This is a genomic window from Sorangium sp. So ce119 (assembly GCF_051524405.1).
Lineage (GTDB): Bacteria > Myxococcota_A > Polyangia > Polyangiales > Polyangiaceae > Sorangium > Sorangium cellulosum_G.
Map to the genome: position 1 here is coordinate 6,888,442 of NZ_CP150310.1, position 18,514 is coordinate 6,906,955.

15 protein-coding genes are annotated in these 18,514 nt (G+C 70.2%); 5 read left to right on the forward strand and 10 right to left on the reverse strand.

Going from position 1 to position 18,514, the window contains the following annotated elements:
- Nucleotides 1-20: 20 nt before the first annotated feature.
- Genes WME76_RS25905 through WME76_RS25920 form a run of 4 tightly spaced genes read left to right on the forward strand, consistent with a single transcriptional unit; the run spans nt 21 to nt 2,747 of the window.
- Nucleotides 21-1,628: a monovalent cation/H+ antiporter subunit D gene (locus WME76_RS25905; RefSeq protein WP_437962163.1), complete on the forward strand. Its 1,608-nt coding sequence runs from the start codon at nt 21-23 to the stop codon at nt 1,626-1,628.
- Nucleotides 1,625-2,122, forward strand: a complete 498-nt coding sequence (locus WME76_RS25910) for a Na+/H+ antiporter subunit E (RefSeq protein WP_437954954.1) — start codon at nt 1,625-1,627, stop codon at nt 2,120-2,122. Before WME76_RS25905 ends, WME76_RS25910 begins: the two co-directional genes overlap by 4 nt.
- Nucleotides 2,119-2,397: a K+/H+ antiporter subunit F gene (locus WME76_RS25915; protein ID WP_433927343.1), complete on the forward strand. Its 279-nt coding sequence runs from the start codon at nt 2,119-2,121 to the stop codon at nt 2,395-2,397. Before WME76_RS25910 ends, WME76_RS25915 begins: the two co-directional genes overlap by 4 nt.
- Nucleotides 2,394-2,747, forward strand: a complete 354-nt coding sequence (locus WME76_RS25920) for a Na+/H+ antiporter subunit G (protein ID WP_437954955.1) — start codon at nt 2,394-2,396, stop codon at nt 2,745-2,747. The genes WME76_RS25915 and WME76_RS25920 overlap by 4 nt, the downstream gene beginning before the upstream one ends.
- Before the next feature lie 102 nt (nt 2,748-2,849).
- Here the strand turns inward: WME76_RS25920 and WME76_RS25925 are convergent, their stop codons facing one another.
- The 8 genes from WME76_RS25925 to WME76_RS25960 form a co-directional block, all read right to left on the reverse strand.
- Nucleotides 2,850-3,815, reverse strand: a complete 966-nt coding sequence (locus WME76_RS25925; protein ID WP_437954956.1) for a universal stress protein — start codon at nt 3,813-3,815, stop codon at nt 2,850-2,852.
- Nucleotides 3,816-3,817: 2 nt separating this feature from the next.
- A complete protein-coding gene (gene ribA / locus WME76_RS25930) occupies nt 3,818-4,504 on the reverse strand; it encodes a GTP cyclohydrolase II (protein WP_437954957.1) in 687 nt (228 codons plus the stop codon).
- A 200-nt stretch (nt 4,505-4,704) separates the two neighbouring features.
- On the reverse strand, nt 4,705-5,220 hold the full coding sequence (locus WME76_RS25935; RefSeq protein ID WP_437954958.1) for a sirohydrochlorin chelatase: 516 nt from the start codon (nt 5,218-5,220) through the stop codon (nt 4,705-4,707).
- A gap of 61 nt (nt 5,221-5,281) precedes the next feature.
- Nucleotides 5,282-7,084 carry an acyl-CoA dehydrogenase gene (locus tag WME76_RS25940; RefSeq protein WP_437954959.1) on the reverse strand — a complete coding sequence of 601 codons (1,803 nt, stop codon included), beginning with the start codon at nt 7,082-7,084 and terminating at the stop codon, nt 5,282-5,284.
- A 152-nt stretch (nt 7,085-7,236) separates the two neighbouring features.
- Nucleotides 7,237-8,322 (reverse strand): alpha/beta hydrolase family esterase, encoded by a 1,086-nt coding sequence (locus WME76_RS25945; RefSeq protein ID WP_437954960.1) that lies wholly within the window; start codon nt 8,320-8,322, stop codon nt 7,237-7,239.
- Nucleotides 8,323-9,100: 778 nt separating this feature from the next.
- On the reverse strand, nt 9,101-12,355 hold the full coding sequence (locus WME76_RS25950) for an efflux RND transporter permease subunit (protein ID WP_437954961.1): 3,255 nt from the start codon (nt 12,353-12,355) through the stop codon (nt 9,101-9,103).
- Entirely contained in the window at nt 12,352-13,656 is a 1,305-nt protein-coding gene (locus WME76_RS25955; RefSeq protein WP_437954962.1) for an efflux RND transporter periplasmic adaptor subunit, read from the reverse strand. Before WME76_RS25955 ends, WME76_RS25950 begins: the two co-directional genes overlap by 4 nt.
- Nucleotides 13,657-13,816: 160 nt before the next feature.
- Nucleotides 13,817-14,818 carry a hypothetical protein gene (locus WME76_RS25960; RefSeq protein WP_437954963.1) on the reverse strand — a complete coding sequence of 334 codons (1,002 nt, stop codon included), beginning with the start codon at nt 14,816-14,818 and terminating at the stop codon, nt 13,817-13,819.
- A gap of 65 nt (nt 14,819-14,883) precedes the next feature.
- Here WME76_RS25960 and WME76_RS25965 point away from each other — a divergent pair, with 65 nt between their 5' ends.
- Nucleotides 14,884-15,696, forward strand: a complete 813-nt coding sequence (locus WME76_RS25965) for a hypothetical protein (RefSeq protein WP_437954964.1) — start codon at nt 14,884-14,886, stop codon at nt 15,694-15,696.
- A 63-nt stretch (nt 15,697-15,759) separates the two neighbouring features.
- On the opposite strand, the gene WME76_RS25970 is transcribed toward WME76_RS25965, so the two are convergent.
- Entirely contained in the window at nt 15,760-16,557 is a 798-nt protein-coding gene (locus tag WME76_RS25970) for a hypothetical protein (protein WP_437954965.1), read from the reverse strand.
- A gap of 56 nt (nt 16,558-16,613) precedes the next feature.
- A complete protein-coding gene (locus WME76_RS25975; RefSeq protein ID WP_437954966.1) occupies nt 16,614-17,498 on the reverse strand; it encodes a hypothetical protein in 885 nt (294 codons plus the stop codon).
- Between the last annotated feature and the right edge of the window lie 1,016 nt (nt 17,499-18,514).

The following is an 18,514-nucleotide window of genomic DNA, read 5'->3' on the forward strand; positions in this document are numbered from 1 at the left end:
CGCCCGTCGTGCTGCCGCTGATGACGGCCGCCCTGCTGCTCCTGCTCGGCGAGAAGCGCAAGCGCGCCAAGTCGATCGCCAACATCGGCGCGGCCCTGGCAGGCCTCCTCGTGGCGCTGGAGATCATGCGGGGCGCCGACGCTGGCGGCTCGCCCGGCGCCGTCGGTGTGTATCTCATGTCGAACTGGGAGGCGCCTTTCGGGATCGTGCTCGTCGCGGACCGGCTCTCTGCGCTCATGCTGGTGCTGGTCGGCGTGGTGAGCCTCGGCGCCGCCCTGTACGCGGAGGCCGCGTGGGGTCGCGCAGGCGCGTACTTCCATGCGCTCTTCCAGGTTCAATTGATGGGGCTCAACGGCGCCTTTCTCACGGGAGACCTCTTCAACCTCTTCGTGTTCTTCGAGGTGATGCTCGCGGCCTCGTATGGCCTGCATCTTCATGGATCGGGGTGGCCGCGGGTGCGCTCGGGGCTCCACTACATCGCGGTGAACCTGCTCGCGTCGTCGCTCTTCCTCGTCGGCCTCGCCGTGCTCTACGGCGTCGTGGGCACGCTCTCCATGGCCGACATCGCCGAGAAGCTCGCGCTCGTCCCGGCGCGCGATCGCGGGCTCTTGCACGCAGGCGCGGCGATCCTCGCCGTGGCGTTCCTCATCAAGGCGGCGATCTGGCCGCTCAACGCCTGGCTGGTGCCGGCCTACTCGGCCACGAGCGCGCCTGTCGCGGCGCTCTTCGCGCTGATGACCAAGGTGGGCATCTACGTGCTCGTGCGCCTGTGGACGCTGTTCTTCTCCGCGGGCGCTTCAGCGCAGTTCGGGGGGACATTCCTGCTCTACGCAGGGCTCGCGACCCTCGCCTTCGGCGCGATCGGCCTCATGGCCTCCACGTCCCTCGGGCGCATCGCGGGCTTCTCGGTGATCGTGTCGTCGGGGACGCTCCTCGCGTCGCTCGGGACGGGGACCCCCGCGGTCACGTCGGCGGCGCTGTTCTACATGCTGAGCGCCACGCTGGCGGTGAGCGCTCTCTTCCTCCTCGTCGAGCTGGTGGAGCGCATCGGCTCCGACGGAGAGCGGCGGGTGCCGGACCTCGACGTGGAGCCGGGCGAGGACACCAACCTCGATGACGAGGAGGCGCCGCTCGTCGCCCGAGCGTTTCCCGTGTCCATCGCGTTGCTCGGCCTGGCGTTCATGGTCTGCGCGCTGCTCGTCGCAGGGCTGCCGCCGCTCTCGGGCTTCGTCGCGAAGGCCTCGTTGCTGACCGCCCTCCTGTCGCCCCGAGGGGGCGGCCACCCGAGCACCGGCGCCCCCGCCTCGTCCGCCGCGTGGCTCCTCTTCGGGCTGCTGCTCCTCTCGGGGCTCGCCGCCACCATCTCCCTCGCGAGGGCGGGCATTCGACACTTCTGGTCGGCGGGTGAGCGGCTCCCGCCCCGCTTGAAGGTCGTCGAGGCCGCCTCCGTCCTCGGCCTCCTCCTCTGCTGCGTCTTGCTCACGCTGTTCGCCGAGCCGGTCCTGCGCACCACGAGGGCGACAGCCGCGGGGTTGCACGCGCCGAAGGCGTACATCGAGGCCGTCCTGTCGATGAGACCCCGTCCGGGACCGACGCGCTCCGTGATCGGAGAGGAGGGGGCACCGTGACCTCCCTCGAGAAGCTCGCGCCCGCGCCGCTCCTGTCCGCCGCGCTGTTCGCGTTGTGGCTGGCGCTCGCGCGCTCCACGAGCGTGGGCCAGATCGTCCTGGGGCTGGGGCTCGCGCTGGCGGTGCCGCTCCTCACCTCGACCCTGCGGCTGACGAACCCCCGCGTGCGGCGGCCGCTGGTCGTCGTGCGCTTCATCCTGAGGGTCGGCCACGACGTCCTGACTTCGAATTTCGAGGTCGCCTGGGGCGTGGTCACCTGGCGATGGCGGCGACCGCAGTCGAAGTTCGTGATCGTGCCCCTCGATCTGCGGGACCCGCTCGGGCTGGCCGCGTTATCCATGGTGACGACCGTGGTCCCGGGCACCGTGTGGTCGGAGCTCGCGCTCGATCGCAGCGCGCTCCTGCTGCACGTGTGGGATGTCGGTGATGAAGGCGCCTTCGTCGCCCGCTTCAAGGCTCGCTACGAGGAGCCTCTCAGGGAGATCTTCGAATGAGCGCACTCCTGTCTGGCGCGATCGCCTTCGCGCTCGGCTGCTACGCCGTCGCGTCGGTCCTCGTGGTCATCAGGTTGATCCGGGGGCCGCGGGCGCAGGATCGCGTGTTCGCGCTCGACTTGCTCTACTTCCACGCGATGCTGGTCATGCTGGTGCTCGGCATCCGTCACCGGAGCGACACGTACTTCGAAGCCGCGTTGCTGATCGCGCTCTTCAGCTTCGTGAGCTCATCCGCGATGGCGAAGTTCATCCTGCGAGGCGAGGTGATCGAATGAACCAGCTCCCCCTCTGGGTCGAGGCGGCGGTCGCGGCGTTGCTCGTGCTGAGCGGCCTGTTCGTGGTCATCTCCGCGCTCGGGTTCCTGCGCCTGCCAGACTTCTTCCTGCGCATGCATCCCCCTGCGCTGGCGTACACCTTCGGCAGCTGGTGCGTGGCGCTGGCGGGCATCCTCTATTTCTCGATGATCGAGTCCCGGCCCGTGCTGCACCCGTGGCTCATCATCATCATGCTCTCCATCACGGTCCCTGTGACCACGCTGCTCCTGGCGCGCGTGGCGCTGTTCCGGCGCCGCGCTGCGGGAGCAGCCGACACGCCGCCGCCGCTCACGCCGCCCCGCGACTCCTGAGCGTCAGCGCCGCGGCGGTGCGCGGCGCCCCGCGCAGCAGGAGCTCGGCTCAGACGATGATGACGGCCGGACCAGCGAGGGAGCCGATGGCCGGACGCAGGCTCATTCGGGCTCCTCGGCGCGTGGCCCAGCAGGCACGACCAGCACGTCGCAGGCGACCTGACGCAGCACGTCTCCAGCGACCGTCCCGAGGACGACGTGAGCGACCCCGGAATAGCCGTGGGTGCCGAGCACCAGGAGGTCGCTCTCTGCCTTCTTGACTGCCTTCTCGATCACGCGCCGCGGGGAGCCGCACCGGACATGCGTCTTCCAGGGCGGCGCCTCTGCTGGACGCACCTTGGCCTGCGCCAGCGAGGCAGCGAGCAGCTTCGCCATCTGCTGTGTCGCTGTTCGCTCGAGCTCGCTGCGCCACGCCTCTGCGTCCTCCTCCGAGAGGCTGGGATAGGCGAGCCCGCGATAGGGAGTGTCAAACGCGTGGATCACCGTGGCACGCGGCCGCGGGGTCGGGATCAACCGGAGCATCAGAGCGAGCACATCCGTGGATCCTTGCTCGAGGTCGAGGGCGACCGCGGGCCGGCTGTACGCCGCGCGAGGAGCCAGCCGAACCGCCAGGACCGGGAGCTGTCCGCGGCGGATGACCCGCTCCGCGGTCGAGCCGAGGAAGGTGTCCCGGAGCGCGCGGCCGCCGCCACGGCCCATGACGATGAGCTCGGCCCCCGTCGAGGTCGCGCAGCCTGCGATCTCCGCGGCCGAGCTGCCGATTTTCACCACCGGCTCGACATCGACGCCCCTGGGCAGAGCTTTCGCGAGGTGCCGCGCTTCGTTCGCGAGTGAGCTTCTGGCATCCCGCTCGGCGCGGTCCTGGGCCCTGGGGGGGAGGTTGCCGGGGACGACGTGAAGCAGCGTGACGCGAGCTCCGTCGGCCAGGGGCAGGAGCGCGACCCGGCCGAGGACGCGGTCCGAGATGGCCGTCAGATCGACGGGGACGAGCAACGAACGGAACCGCTCGGCCTCGCCCGTCTCGGGCTGCCCTTCGCCTGGCCCCGGCTCCTTCAGCCCCTCGGTCATCGCTACTCGGCGTCGCCGGCCGCGGCGCTCTCGGCGGCCGCGCCGTCGCGCAGCGACGGGATGGCGTGGCCCATCCGGAGGCGCTTCGCCTCGAGGTAGGGCGCGGAGAACGGGTTGGCCGGGACGATGGCCGGGGAGCGCGAGGAGATCCGCACGCCGAGCGCGCGGAGCGCCTCCACCTTGTCGGGGTTGTTCGTGAGCAGCCGGATCGACTCGATGCCGAGGTGGTCGATCATCGCCGCGGCGGGCTCGTAGCCGCGGGCGTCGTCGGGCAGGCCGAGGATGCGGTTGGCGTCGACGGTGTCGTGACCGAACGCCTGGAGCTGGTACGCGCGGATCTTGTTGGCGAGCCCGATGCCGCGCCCCTCCTGCCGCAGGTAGAGGACGACGCCGAGCCCGCGGCGGCCGATCTCGGCCTGGGACGCCTCGAGCTGCTCGCGGCAGTCGCACTTCAGCGAGCCGAACACCTCGCTCGTGAGGCACTCCGAGTGCACGCGGAGGGTGACGTCCGACTTGCCGCGCACGTCGCCCATGATCAGGGCGACGTGATCGGGGGAGAGCCCCTGGTCGGAGCTCGTCGTCCCACCCCAGTGGAACACCAACATCTGGAAGACCCCGTGCTTCGTCGGCACGGGCGCCTGGGCGCGAATATCGAGCTGAGGCCGGATCGCCGTCGTCGGGACGTACATCTCGCTCTCCTGGTGGAGGAATCCTGGGTCTCGTGTCAAGCAAGGAACGGCGCGTCGTGTCTGCCCGCTACCCTGCCCTTGTACGGCCACCCCTGAAGGCGGCGTCAATCAAGTAGCGTAAGCACCCGACAGGGACAAGGTAAGCTCTCCAAGTTGTTGCTCCGCGGACATAGCGGCAACATTTGCGCAGCCCCGGCGTCCTAGCCGAGGTCCCGCGCGAGCTGGGCGGCGAGCAGGCGCGCGACCGCCGAGAGGTCGAAGGGCCAGGCGTAGCGGAGGGCGACGGACGGGTGCTCGGCGCGGAGCTGCGCGAGCGCCTCCGGGATCTCCACCTCGGAGTGGACGCCGCCGGGGGTCATCATCGACGGGACCACGGCGATCTCGTCCACGCCCCGCGCGGCCGCGGTCGCGACGGCCTCGGCCAGCGTCGGGGCGCAGAACTCGTTGTAGGCGACGAGGAGCTCGGCGCCGTCGAGCAGCGGCGCGAGCTCCGCGGCGAGGCGCTCGATGCCGGCGCGGTACGGGTCGTTCTCCGGCGTGCGCGGCCAGGCGCGGACCTTCGCCTCGACCTCGCGCTCCTCCGGGCTCGGCGGCCCGCCCCCCGACGCCGCGCGCCGGCCCTCCAGCGCCTTGAGGCGCGTGACGAGCTCGCGCGGGCAATCCGCCGCCGGAGCCCCGTGCCCCACCAGGATGACGGCCCTCTTCGTGCGACCCATGCGACAGCTCCTCTCTCCTGACCGCGCGCCCCGGCGCTTCGAGCCCCGCGGCGCGCGCGCCTCAGAACCACTCCGGCTTCATCCGCGCGTACGAGTCCTCGCCCGAGCGGCAGAGCGCCGCGAGCGCCTCGGCCCGGGGCAGCTCGGTCGAGAACCAGTACTGCGCCGCGCACAGCTTGCCCTCGTAGAAGCCGGCGGGCGAGGCGCCCGCGGCCAGCCCTTCCCGCGCCGCCGCGGCCATCGCGAGCCATTGCCAGGCGACCACCACGGTGGAGGCGAGCTCCATGTAGTCCGCGCTGTGCCGCAGCATCCGCTCGACGTCGCCGCGCATCCCCGCCTCGGCGAGGTGCGCCGTCACCTCGCCGACCAGCGTCATCGCCGCGCCGAGGCGCTCGCCCCACGCGGGATCGACCCCGGCGCGCTGCGCCCGGCCGATCGCCCGCTGGACCTCGCCGCCGAGCGCCATGAGCGCGGCGCCGCCCCCGGCCACGGCCTTGCGGCCGAGGAGGTCGAGGCCCTGGATCCCCGTCGTCCCCTCGTGGATCGAGTTGAGCTTCTGGTCCCGGAGCCACGCCTCCGGCAGGTACTCGCTCGAGTAGCCGTAGCCGCCGTGGACCTGGACCGCGAGGGCGTTCGACTCGAACCCCTTCTCGGCCGGGAACGTCTTGGCGATCGGCGTGAGCAGGTCGAGCAGCCGCTGCGCGCGCTCCCGCTCCTCCGCGTCGGCCGCGTGGTCCGCGAGGTCGGCGACCATCGCGGTCGTGGCGACCAGCGCGAGGCTGCCCTCCACGATCGCCTTCTGCCGGAGCAGCATGCGGCGCACGTCGGCGTGCTCGATGATCGGCACCTGCGGCGCCTGCGGGTCCTTCGCGCCGAGCCGCCGGCCCTGCGGTCGGGCGAGCGCGTAGCCGAGCGCCTCGTGGTAGGCCGCCGAGGCGGTCGCCGTGGCGTTGACGCCCACCATGATGCGCGCCTCGTTCATCATCTGGAACATGTAGGCGATGCCCTGGTGGGGGCTGCCCACGAGGTAGCCGTGGCAGTCCCCCCGCTCGCCGAAGCTCATCGCCAGGCTCGGGAGCCCGCGCCAGCCGATCTTGTGGATCATGCCGGCGACCTCCACGTCGTTCGGGACGAGCTGGCCGCGCTCGGGTCGCCGCTTCGGGACGGCGAACAGGCTCACCCCCTTGATCCCCTGCGGCGCGCCATCGATGCGGGCGAGCGTGAGGTGGACGATGTTCTCGGTGAGGTCGTGGTCCCCGCCCGAGATGAAGATCTTCGACCCGCGGACGAGGTAGTGCCCCGCGTCGGCCTTCGCCGCGCGCGTCTGCACGTCGGCCAGGCTCGAGCCCGCCTGGGGCTCGGTGAGCGCCATCGTCCCGGTCCACTCGCCGGCGTACATCCGGGTCATGAACGTGGCCTTCAGGGCGTCGTCGCCGAACGTCTCGATGAGGTGCGCCGCGCCCGTCGTCAGGCCGAGGTAGCCGCACGCGCTCAGGTTGCCGGCCATCAGGTACGCGCCGGCGAGCGTCGCGACCACGAGCGGGAGCTGCTGGCCTCCCACCGCCGCGGGCCGCGTCGCGGTGAGCATCCCGAGCTCGACGAGCGGCCGGAAGACCTGCTTGAGCGCGGGGTGCACGGAGATCGCGCCTTCCTCGAAGCGGGGCGGCGACGCGTCCACCGGCCTGTACGTCGGGAACAGCACCTCGCGCGCGAGCCGCCGGCAGCTCTGGAGGTAGAGGTCGAACGTCTCCCGCGCGTGATCCGCGAAGTGGGGGAGCGCGCAGAGGCGCGGGGCGTCGAGCACCTCGTAGAGGAGGAAGTCGACGTCGCGGTCGTTGAGCAGCGGGTTCTGCGGTGCGGTCATGGGTCGTCGGCCTCGGCGCAACGTAGGCGCGCACGACGTGGGATGTCGAGGGCCTGTCGCGGCCATGGGTCCGGCGAGCGTGCGCGGACGCGAGACGCCCCGAGCGCGGCGCTACGCGCGGGCGAGGGTCCCGCCCGCGGCGAGGACGTCGGTCAGAACTGCTTGAAGAATTTCCACGACTCGATGGGAATCCAGTTCGGATTGCCGTCGATGTTCGTGTGCCCGCCGCCGAAGGTGCACACCCGCGTCGGATGCTCCGGATCGCAATCCTTGAAATCGTAGCAGCTGTACGCGCCGTTTGAAGTCGGGATGTTGTCCGGAATCGTGCAGCCGTTGTCTTCGGCTTTTTCGAGGGCGATGAACTTGGCCCCTCTCTTTTGACCTTCGTTGTTCACCCAGGGGCAAGTCCCGTCGGTCATGCCCGTCGTGTGCATCCAGGCGATGGGCTTACGTGTCTTTTCAGGCAACCAGATGTTGTAGTTGGCCGGGGCGATGCCCACGGCCGCGCGGATCTCCGCCTGATGGTTCGTCGACAGCGAATAGGTGATCATCCCTCCGAAGCTGAAGCCGGTCGCGAACACGCGGGTCGTGTCGTAGCAGACATTTTCATTCATGAACGCCATGATGTCGTCGAACAGCGCGTGGTCCTTCTCTTGCCACGTTGCACCGTCCGAGGAGGGGGCCACGAAAATGGCTTGCTCTCCGTCGGCCTCCATCTGCGGCTTGAGAAAGTAGAAGTCTTGCCCCTCGACGTCTTGCCAGCGGCTGCCGATCCAATGCGAGGTGTAGAACAGCCGGTAGGGCTTGTTCATGTCGTAGTTCTTGGGCATATCGACGTAGTACACGCGATTCTGGCCCGAGCTCGAGATCGTGTACTCCTTGGTCGTCAACGTGGTTGCCTTGCCGCACCCCGCGCTCGGCACAGGCGCGTTCCCCATGGGAATGGCTCCTTCGGGCCAGCCACCCGTGCCATTACCGCCGCTGCCGGTGGGCTCGACCCCGCCACTCCCGCTGCTGTTGTCACCGCCGGTCCCAGCCGCGGTGGTGCTGCTAGAGGTCGCAACGCCGCTGCCGCTCGCGCTGCTGCTCGCGCTACTGACGGAACCGGTCGCCGTCGATCCGCCCCCTCCGCCACCTCCGTCGTTGTTCGAGTCGGACTCGGCGGGCGCGCACGAAACCGCGACCCAACTCGCAAGGGTGGCACAAAAGGCGAGTCGGCTGAACGTTTGATCTTGCATCACATGTCTCCTACGTACCGGAATCAGGTGAAAAGGAAACAAAACGATTGGAGCGCGTCAATGGCCACTCGCACACTCACCTCCCGGTCGCTTCGCCAGCATCGCCGGATTCTTGACGGAATCATCTCCGGTGGACAGCGCCCAGGATTTCACGACAGCCGTCGAACAAGCGAGGGTTGTCGCGTCCTCTCTCGGATCGCTCCTGGCAAAACGCCGATCACCATCGATCGGCAATCGCTTCCGCGACGACCGAGCGAGCAGGATCGGTGTAAAAATCGACCGAACGGATCAGATTGACGAGGAGCTCGGTACTCGGGAGGACCCGAGCAAACCGGAACAAAAGGACGGCCCTCGACTGGAATGTGAACGCTCACATTACCGGTGTCAATTCCAATCGACCGGCCCGCGGGGTTCTTCGAGCCCGAGGGAGGACATGGCTGGCAGGGCTCCTTCGGAGCGCCGCGTTAAGAGGGGTGGGCGCCGGACCGCGGCCATCGCCGGACTGCCAGACCACAATCGTACTGCCAGCGTGTCATGTTGCAGCGGCCGATGCGGAAGCCGTGCCGGTCCGACTCCACGTCTCGTCGGTCGCGGGGCGTGTGGTCGTCGAGCTCGTGGACGAACAGGTGGGCCAAGCAGCTCGGATCGGCAAGGCGCCTGTCCATCGGGCGCTCCGGCAGCGAGGCGATCATCACCGGTCCGCCGCTGCCCGCGGTGGGCCAGACGATCTCCGTGGGGCCGCCACGCCGGTAACACCGCCGGTGGAGGGAGGGCGCCGCTATCGCTGCGGCGTGGCCGGGTGCGCCGTGCTGGCGGGCGCGCTTCGCCCTGCGCGCCGCGCCCGGAGCCGCGCGACGCGCCCCTGCACGTCGTCGGCGAGCACGTAGAACGCCGGCACGACGAGGAGGCTCAGCGCCGTGGAGACGAGCAGTCCTCCGATGACCGCGGCGGCCATCGGGGCCCGGATCTCGGCGCCGGGGCCGAGCGCCAGCGCCGACGGGACCGCGGCCATCAACGTCGCGATCGAGGTCATCAGGATCGGGCGCAGCCGCACCGGGCCGGCGCGGAGCATCGCCGTGCGGGCGTCCATGACCTCCCCTGCCCCCGCGCCGCGCCCCCCCTCGCCGGGCGCTCCCTCGTGGGCCGCGCCTTCGCGGCGCGCTTCCTCCTGCGCCGCTCCGCCGCGCCTCACCTCGATGGCGTGATCCACCAGGATGATCGAGTTCTTCTTCACGATCCCCATGAGCAGGAGGATCCCGATCATGCTGAAGATGTTCAGCGTCTGCCCGGAGAAGAGCAGCGCGAAGGCGGCGCCGGCGATCGACAGCGGCAGGATCGTCAGCACCGTGACCGGGTGCAGGAACGAGTTGAACTGGGACGCGAGGACCATGTACGCGACCAGGATCCCGAGCACGAGCGCGAAGATCAGGCCGCCCATCGACTCGCGGAACGTCACGCTCGCGCCGCCCAGCACCAGGCGGTAGCCGGCCGGCAGGTCCCGCCCGAGCTCCTCGACGCGCGCGACCGCCTCGCCCTGCGAGTGCCCCGGCGCGACGTTGCCGAAGATCGAGATCGCGCGCTCGCGGTCGCGGCGCGTGATCGCCTGCAGCGCGGGGAGCTCCTCGTAGGTCACGACCGACGTCAGCGGGACCAGCGCCCCCGACGCGCTCCTCACCTGGATGCGCGCGAGGTCCTCGGGCCGGCTCCGCTGCTCCGCGAGCAGGCGCGCGCGCACGTCGATGCGGCGCCCGTTGTCGTTGTACTTCGCGATGCGACCGCCGCCGACCAGCGTGTTCAGCGTCGTCGCGATCGCCTCGACGCTCACGCCGAGGTCCGCCGCGCGCGCCCGGTCGGGCGTGATGCGCAGCTCGGGCATGCCGAGCTGGTAGTCCGTGTCGAGGTCCACGACGAGGCCGCTCTGCGCGAGCTCGCCCCGGATGCGCTCGCTGTGCTTCGTGAGCTCCCCCCAGTCCGGGCCGCGGATCGAGAACTCGACCGGGAACCCGCGCTGCGCCGTGAAGCCCGACTGGGACATGTCCTGGACCACCGCGCGCAGGCCGGCGTAGCCGTTCAGCTCCTTGCGCAGCGCGCCCTGGAGATCGGCCTGCGACATCGTCCGCTCGTCCGTCGGCTTCATCGTGACGAACAGGATGCCCGTGTTCACGGCGCCCCCGCCGAAGCCGCCGACCACCGAGAAGACCCGCGAGACCGCCGGGTGCTCGCCCACGAACCGCTCGGCGCGCTGGAAGAGCCGGTCCGTCTCGTCGATGTCCGAGCCGACCGCCGTCTGCAGCCGGACGAGGAGCCTCCCCTGGTCCTGCGACGGAACGAACTCGGTCGGGAGCCGCTGCATCGTGACGATCGCGCCGGCGAACAGGAGCGCGCCGAGCAGGACGACCACGACCGGGAACCGGAGCGCGCGGGCGAGCGTCCAGCCGTAGCCGCGGGCGAGCGCCTCGAAGCCGCGGTCGACGAGCCGCCCGACCCGGCCGCGGTGCTCGCGCGAGACGTCGAGGATCTGCGCGCAGCGCGCGGGCGCGAGGGTGATCGCCTCCAGGTACGAGAGGAGCACGGCGATGCACAGGGTCACGCCGAACTGGAGGAAGAACCGCCCGACCACCCCCTCCATGAAGATGATCGGGATGAAGATCGCGACGACCGCGAGCGTCGCGGCGAGCGCCGCGAAGGTGATCTCGGCCGTGCCCTCGCGGGCGGCGCGGACGCGGTCCTTCCCCCCCTCGGCGTGCCGGTGGATGTTCTCGAGCACCATGATCGCGTCGTCGACGACGATGCCCACGGCGAGCGAGAGCCCGAGCAGCGTGAAGGTGTTCAGCGTGAACCCGAGGAAGTAGATCGCCGCGACCGTGCCGAGCAGCGACATCGGGATCGCGAGCACGACGTTGATCGTGCTCGAGAGCGACCCGAGGAACATCCAGCAGACGAGCGCCGTCAGCGCGATCGCCATGCCGAGCTCGAGCTCGATCTCGTGGACCGACTCCTCGATGAACTTCGTCGAGTCGAAGTTCACCCCGACCTCCATCCCCTCGGGCAGCGTCTTCTGGACCTCGGCGAGCGCGGCCCGGACCCCCTGGGCGACCTCGACCGCGTTCGAGCCGCGCTGCTTCCTCACCCCGAGGCCCTGCGCGGGCTCGCCGTTCACGCGGGCGAGCCGGCGGACGTCCTCGAAGCCGTCCTCGATGAGCGCGACGTCCTCCAGGTACACGGTCGCGCGCGCCGACGACGGCGGACCTGTCGGCCCGGCGGTCGCCGCGCCCGGCTGGGCGGCGGGGTTGCCCTGGCGGATGACGATCCGCTTGAACGTCGCGAGGTCGAGCGCCTCGCCCATCACGCGCACGTTGACCTCGCGCCCCTCGGTCTCGAGCCGGCCGGCGGGGAGCTCGATGTGCTGGCGGCGCAGGGCGTCGGTGACGTCGGCGACGGTGAGCCCCTTGGCGGCGAGGCGATCGGCGTCGATCCAGATGCGGACGTTGCGCTCGAGGTAGCCGCCCAGGGTCAGCTCGCCGACGCCGGGCACCGTCTGGAGCTTCTCCTTCAGCCGGTAGCGCGCGATGTCGGCGACGAGCTGCGGCGAGAACGGGCCGGAGAGCCCGACCCACATGATCGGCTGGTCCTCCGGGTTGCTCTTCGAGACGACGGGCGGGTCGAGGTCGAGCGGCAGGTTCCGCTGCGCCTGGGAGATCTTCGTCTGCACGTCCTGGAGCGCGACGTCGACGTCGCGCGACAGGTCGAGCTCGATGGTGACCGACGCGCTGCCCTGGCGGGAGGTCGACGTGATCGACCGGATGCCCTCGACCTGGACGGCCGCCTCCTCGAGCGGCTCGACAACGTCGTGCTCCATGATCTCGGGGGCGGCGCCCTCGAGCGTGGCGGAGATGGTGATGGTGGGGAAGTCGACGTCGGGGAACTGGCTGATGCCGATCCGCGACACGGCCACGAGGCCGAAGACGATGGTCGCCGCCATCAGCATCCAGGCGAAGACCGGCTTCCTGAGGCACGCTTCGGTGAGGTTCATGGCGCGCTCCGCGTCGAGCTGGCGGGAGAGGTCGGCGGCGCCGAGCCGGCCGGCGGCGCGTCGGCCGGCGCTGACGGCACCGAGCCGGCCGGCGGCGCATCTGCCGGCGCTGCCGGCGCCGAGCCGGCCGGCGGCGCGCCGGCGCCTTGCCCGGCGTGCCCGGCGGGCTGGCCTCCGGGCATGCTCCCGGGCGGCGCGACGCGGACCTGCGCCCCCTCGCGCAGCGCCTCCGCGCCGCGCACCACGAGGCGCTCGCCGACGGAGAGCCCCGACTTGACCTCGACGCGCCCGTCCGGCGTGCGCAGCCCCAGCGAGAGCACGCGCTCGCGCGCGGTGGTGCCGTCGACGACGTAGGCGAGGAACCCGCGCTCGCTCGGCCGCACCGCGGTCTGCGGGATCACCGGCGCGTCGCCGCTCGCGCCGACGGGCACGGTCACCTCGGCGAAGGTGCCGGGGCGGAGCAGCTCCTTGCCTTCGCCCTGCACCTCGCCCGTCACGGCGACCATGCGCGTCGCGGGATCGGCCGCGTCGGCGACGTGCGTCAGCTTCGCGCTGTAGGTGCGCGCGTCGCCCTTCACGAGGAAGCGCGCCTCCATGCCGGGCCTGACGCGCGGGGCGTCGGCGGCGGGGATCTGGAAGCGGAGCAGGAGCGGGTCGCGGCGGAGGAGCGTCGCGAGCACGGTGCCGACCGCCACGTGCTGGCCGGTCTGCACCGTGCGCGTCTGGATCTTCCCCTCGATGGGCGCGCGCACGTAGGCGTCGCGCAGGTTGAGGAGCGCCTGGTCGACGGCGACCTTCGCCTCGGCGACCTGCGCGGCGGAGGTCGCCGCCCTCGAGCGCCAGGACGCGACGTCTTCCTTGCTGAACACGCCCTCGGCCCCCTCGGCCTCGCGCCGCTCGAGCCCCGCGGCGGCCTCGGCCTGCGTGGCGGTCATGCGGTCGAGCGTCGCGCGCGCCGCGCGGACGGCGAGGTTGTACCGGGCCGGGTCGATCTCGACGAGCACCTGCCCCGCCTTGACCTCGTCGCCCTCCATGAACCGCACCGCCTCGACGACGCCGGCGACGCGCGCGGTGAGCTGCACCTGCTCGAACGCCTCGACCGTGCCGACGGCGGGGATGGCGTACTCGACGCGCTCCGCCGCGACGGGCATGACCTCGACGGGGAAGCTCATCCCCTGCTTCCCTGGCCTGCGCCCCTGGTCGGGCGAGGCCTCCTCGCCCTTCTTGCAGGCCGGAGATCCAAGGAAGAGGAGCCCCGCCACGAGGGCGAGCGCGGCGACGCGGATCGGTTGGAGCGCCATCGAGTTCGAGGCTTAGCGCAACTTCCGGACGAGCGCGCGCGGTTCGGCGGGGCGGCCTGGCCGCGTCACGCCGGCCACATGCCATTCCTGGGAAGGCGCGGCCCTTTCAGGAGCGCGCGGCACGCTGGAGGCGCGCGCCGCTTCGGAGGCGCGCGCCGCGTCAGCCGAGAAGAGGGCTTTCGGCGGGGCCCTTGGCGGGCGCGGTCTGGGGTTTTGCCGCGTCACGCGCGGCCTTGGCGCGGCGCGCGGCGGCGCGGCGGCGGCGCTCGTAGCTGCTCGTCACCTCCCGCAGCACCTCCGGGTTCCGCTGGAACACCCGCGCTGCGGCCTTCCGCACCAGCCCCATCTTGTCCTGCAGCAGCCTGAGGAGGCCGTTGCGGATCCGGGTCGCGTCCTTGACCTCGGAGTCGGCGGGCGGCGGCGCGGCCGGCGACGCGGCGAGCGCGCGCGCGAGCTCCTTCGCCTCGGTGATGAGCGCGACATCGAAGTCCTCGTCCACCTCCGCGAGCCGGTCCTTCAGCGACTCCGCGAGGGTCGCATAGTCGCTCAGCGCCTGGTGCAGCGAGCTGGAGCGCTGACCGATGTCGGCGTGGAACTCCTGGACGGCCGCGAGCTGCGCGTCGGCGGGCTCGTCCACGCCGTCGTCGAGGAGGAACTCGAGGGCGGACTCGATCTCGTCGAGGACGAAGCGCGCGCGCTCGCCGTGGTCGACGACGACGGGATCGATGAGCAGGAGCAGCTTCGTTTGCGCCTCCTGGACCGCGTACACCAGGGAGACGATCTCCTCTCCGGTGCTCTCGGGCAAGCGCGCCTTGACGCGCCTCAGGCCTGGCAGCGTGCCGGCGGGCTGCCAGTACTTGTTGAAGAATCCGGCGACCTGCCCCGCCTCCTTGAGGGCGATGTCGTAAGGCACCTTGAGGGGGTTCTCCGTCTGCGCAGCGGCCTTGGCCTGGTCGTGCCAGCGGACGTAGTGATTGGTAATTTGCTTCCTGGGCATGAGCGCGAGACTTACCCGGAGGGAGAGTGCCTGGGAAGGTGCCCGGAGAGTCGCGAACGTGCTGTTGAGCCCGCCGGGGCTCGCGAGGACTGCTGACCGTCGGTCCTTGTCGTGGGTGGACCGATGGACGACGGCCGGGCCGAGCTGGCCGACGCACGGATCCACGGCTGCGTGGTCGCCGGTGGAGCTCGACCGAGCCATGGGACAAGCTGTATTCGCCCGACGTCCGCTTGGAGCCCCCCATCGCGCTGTGGGTGTCGGCGAGCCTTCACGAGCGCGTGAACCTCTGGAGGACATGTAGCTGGTTGCGCCGTCTCGGGATCGCGCACGACGACGTCCTGTTTGTCGAGTTCGACCCGGTTCCACTGCCAAGCGCAGCGAGCCGCGAGGTACTGACGCGTCCGTTTACCTGCTCCGAATCGGTGTCTGATCATCCTGACGAGGTCCTCCTGGAGCGCATCCAGGAGGCACGCCCCTGGCCGAGCGAGCGCTACGACCGCGCCGTTAGCCTCTGGGACATGTACGTCGATGAAGATCCAGCGCCGTTCGTCGAAAGCTGCGTCCGCGGCGTTGAAGGTTTTCCAGAGCTTGCCCCCCTGTGGGCGCTCCTCTCTCGCTTCTTCCCAGCAAGGACCAGGGAAGGATCCCTACGCCTCAGCCGATTCGACGAGCTACTCTTTGTCCTCCTGTCGACGCAGTGGAAAACCCCGTTGGACTTGGTCGCCCACGAATCGGAACCGCGAACGAATCTGTGGCATCTCCTTTCCTGTACGGGTGATCTGTTCCTCCCACGCCGGCTGGAGCACTGGGCAGGACACGATTCGAGCGCGGCGATTGAGCGCGCGCCTGGCCCAAAGCCGCCTGGTGCTGGCTCCCCGATGCTCTCCGGGGTCTATCGCCTCACCGAGCGTGGGCTCCGGCTCCGGGACACGGGGCTCGATCAGCTCGCGGATGCGCCAGCGCTGCCCATCGCCGGGACCGAGGCGTACGCACCTTCGGCCCCCTGGGTCCTGCGCGAGGACGGTCGGCTCACGCGGCTGTAAGGCCAGCCCTGGCCGGGGGCCGCGCGACACGCCTCGTGCGCACGCCCCCCCAAGCAGGACGAGCTATGGCTTCAGCGTGATCCGCGTCGTGTGGTACTGGCGAGCGAAGATCGAGCCCCTCCGGATGCCAGGGTCGACGGTCCCGAGGCGGCCGCGGTCGAACTGAAGCAGCGCCTTGCACCCCTCGGGGGGAAGACCCGTGGGATACGAGTCTCTGGGCATGACGAACGAGCCGGTGTCGTCCGTGAACCCGCCGGAGCGAGACCAGGATACCTCGTCCACGCAAGGCCCCGAGTCGTCGAAGCTGACAGGCCCGAGCGACCAGCTCATCCGGTCGTCGGTGCCCAGCGGCTCCCACGCCAGCACCAGATCCTCGCCGGAGCTGAGGCTGAACTCGCTGTCCTGCTCGGGAGACGTGAGCTCCGAGCGCTCGGGCATCACGACCTCCCAGCCGTCGAAGTCGTTGAACCGGGCGTGGATCGCGCGACCGGGCTCCGCCTGCGTGAGATCGCCGCTGCACATGGTGGCGATGAGGTCGTCCTCCGGATAACTGTCGTGGTAGAGGATGCAACGGAGCCGCGTCTCCTCGAGGCCGTTGCCCACGACGAACCTATCGGTGAGGTACTCTCCGTCGTCGTGCTTCCGGATACCAAACGCATTGATGTTGTCCGTCTTCCAGAGATAGCCCATCACCTCGCCCCGGTACGTGACGCCATCCTGGACGAAGGGCGTGTCGAGCCCGTAGACGTCGATGCGAACGGCATCGTTCTCCCCGAGCGGCCGGTACTCGTCCGGCCCCGAGCACCCTGCGCCGGAGAGGCCCAGGGCGGCGAGCGCGGCCGACCTCGCGATGTTGTTCATGACGTCCTCCTCGATCCGATCCCCGTGACAAGGAACGGCGGCGCTGCCGCTCCCGCTCAGCGGAGGCCCCCCTCTGGACAAGGGGGACAGTCTCCACCGCAGTCTCTACCTACTTCCCTGCCGTTCTGGCGGTCATCGTCGCACCTCGGCGGCTGGCACCTGCCCATGAAGCACACCTTCGTCAAGCACTCCGATGCTTCTCTGCACTTGTCTCCAGCGGCGCAGGGACGGCAGTTGGATCCGCAGTCAACGTCGGCCTCGTTCGCGTTCTGAACTCCGTCGCTGCACGTGGCACGGCTGCACCGCTCGTCGAAGCCGCACACACCCGTGAAGCAGTCCTCCCCCGTGTTGCACGGGAAAGTCGGAATACACGGATCGCAGAGACCACCGCAGTCGACATAGGACTCACCGACGTCGGCGTCGAGCTCGCCATTGTCGCAGAGGATCGGGACACATTTGCTGTTCGGGGAGCAGTACGTGGACGGATCCCCGCAGTCGGCGTCCGACAGGCATTCGACCAGCCGTCTCGATCCATCGCACAGCCCCGAACCGTCAGGAGCCGGACCTCGCCGGGTCGCTAACCTGAGCGATTGCGTGCCATCGCAGAGATCATCCGTGCAAGGGTTGCCATCTTCCGGCACGTCGTCCGGCGCGGGCACGACGACCTTGTACCCGTCCCCGTCGCACGCCATCGTCATGCAGTCCCCGGGATACTGGCCACTGTATTCCCATACCTCCCGCTGGCACTTGCCCTCGATGCACCTCAGCGTGCCGCATTCGGGATCCGGCGGGTGGTCGCAGTCGTCATCGGCGACGCACTCGGGGCGCTCCGGCGGAGGCGCCGGGACGTCCCCCGAGCACGCGATCCAGAACGCAGCCACAGACAGCGACGCGCCGATGGCAAGGATGTGCCTGCTCATGATCGTGGTGGATCTCTTCATGTCTCTTTGCCTGAGATGATCAGCGGGCATGCGATGGGACACCTCGCGCCGCAGTCGATACCTGCCTCATCACCGTTCTTCACCCCATCATCGCACGCCGGGTCAACGCACGTGCCGTCCGTGCACACACCGCTCTTGCAGGACGCGTGAGCGTGGCACCGCAGCCCGGGATCGCAGGCAGGACACGACGGCGCGCCGCAGTCGACGTCGGTCTCGGATCCGTTCTGGATGCGATCGTCGCAGTCTGCGTGGTCGCACAGCCTGTCCGGTCCGCACACGCCCTCGATGCAGTCGCTGTTGGCGACGCACGGTTGTCCTGCCCTGCACGGCTCGCACGGTCCACCGCAGTCCCGAGCCGTCTCGCCCGAGGCATCATCAAAGACGCCATTGTCGCACCACTCGAGGACGCACCTGCCAGATATCGAGCAGGCGAAAGAAGGGGTCCCGCAGTCCTCGTCGCGGATGCATCCAACCCGATGCCCTTCACCGTCGCAGTACCCGGAGCCCTCTTCAGCGTCTCCCGCCTCTTTCGGATGGTGCACGCTGACGCCCTGCGCGCACGCGTCGACCGTACACTCGTTGCCGTCATTGAATACGTCGCTGTCGTCAGGCTCGGCGACCAGCTGCCCTGATTCGTCGCACCGGAGGGTCGTGCAGTCCCCGCGCCGCTGGTTCTGAAGCTGCTCCGGCAAGGCCAACCTGCAGACGCCGACGACGCAGACGGCTTCGCCACACCGGGCGTCTACGGGCGCCGGGCAGTCCCGCGCCGTCTCGCAGCGCGTCGCGTTGCACTCCCTGATGGGCCGGCACGCCCGCTCGCAGAGATCCCCCTCTTCCTCCCTGCCGCCAGGCTCACAGCAGCTCTCCTCCTCGGGCCCCGGACACCGGCAGCGCCCGTCGATGCATTGCGTCCCGGTCCTCTCGGAATCGCATTCCGCGGTCGAATCGCACGGAGGTCCCTGCTCCACATCGACGTAGGGGTCACCGCTGCAGGCCGCCCAGAGCACGCCTGCCAG

What these genes read in the sequence shown, in the direction of transcription:
- WME76_RS25940 (WP_437954959.1), bottom strand. Translation starts at nt 7,084, where the DNA reads ATGACCGCACCGCAGAACCCGCTGCTCAACGACCGCGACGTCGACTTC.
- WME76_RS25945 (WP_437954960.1), bottom strand. Translation starts at nt 8,322, where the DNA reads ATGCAAGATCAAACGTTCAGCCGACTCGCCTTTTGTGCCACCCTTGCG.
- WME76_RS25915 (WP_433927343.1), top strand. Translation starts at nt 2,119, where the DNA reads ATGAGCGCACTCCTGTCTGGCGCGATCGCCTTCGCGCTCGGCTGCTAC.
- WME76_RS25975 (WP_437954966.1), bottom strand. Translation starts at nt 17,498, where the DNA reads ATGAAGAGATCCACCACGATCATGAGCAGGCACATCCTTGCCATCGGC.
- WME76_RS25905 (WP_437962163.1), top strand. Translation starts at nt 21, where the DNA reads ATGACGGCCGCCCTGCTGCTCCTGCTCGGCGAGAAGCGCAAGCGCGCC.
- WME76_RS25955 (WP_437954962.1), bottom strand. Translation starts at nt 13,656, where the DNA reads ATGGCGCTCCAACCGATCCGCGTCGCCGCGCTCGCCCTCGTGGCGGGG.
- WME76_RS25970 (WP_437954965.1), bottom strand. Translation starts at nt 16,557, where the DNA reads ATGAACAACATCGCGAGGTCGGCCGCGCTCGCCGCCCTGGGCCTCTCC.
- WME76_RS25925 (WP_437954956.1), bottom strand. Translation starts at nt 3,815, where the DNA reads ATGACCGAGGGGCTGAAGGAGCCGGGGCCAGGCGAAGGGCAGCCCGAG.
- WME76_RS25920 (WP_437954955.1), top strand. Translation starts at nt 2,394, where the DNA reads ATGAACCAGCTCCCCCTCTGGGTCGAGGCGGCGGTCGCGGCGTTGCTC.
- ribA (WP_437954957.1), bottom strand. Translation starts at nt 4,504, where the DNA reads ATGTACGTCCCGACGACGGCGATCCGGCCTCAGCTCGATATTCGCGCC.
- WME76_RS25950 (WP_437954961.1), bottom strand. Translation starts at nt 12,355, where the DNA reads ATGAACCTCACCGAAGCGTGCCTCAGGAAGCCGGTCTTCGCCTGGATG.
- WME76_RS25935 (WP_437954958.1), bottom strand. Translation starts at nt 5,220, where the DNA reads ATGGGTCGCACGAAGAGGGCCGTCATCCTGGTGGGGCACGGGGCTCCG.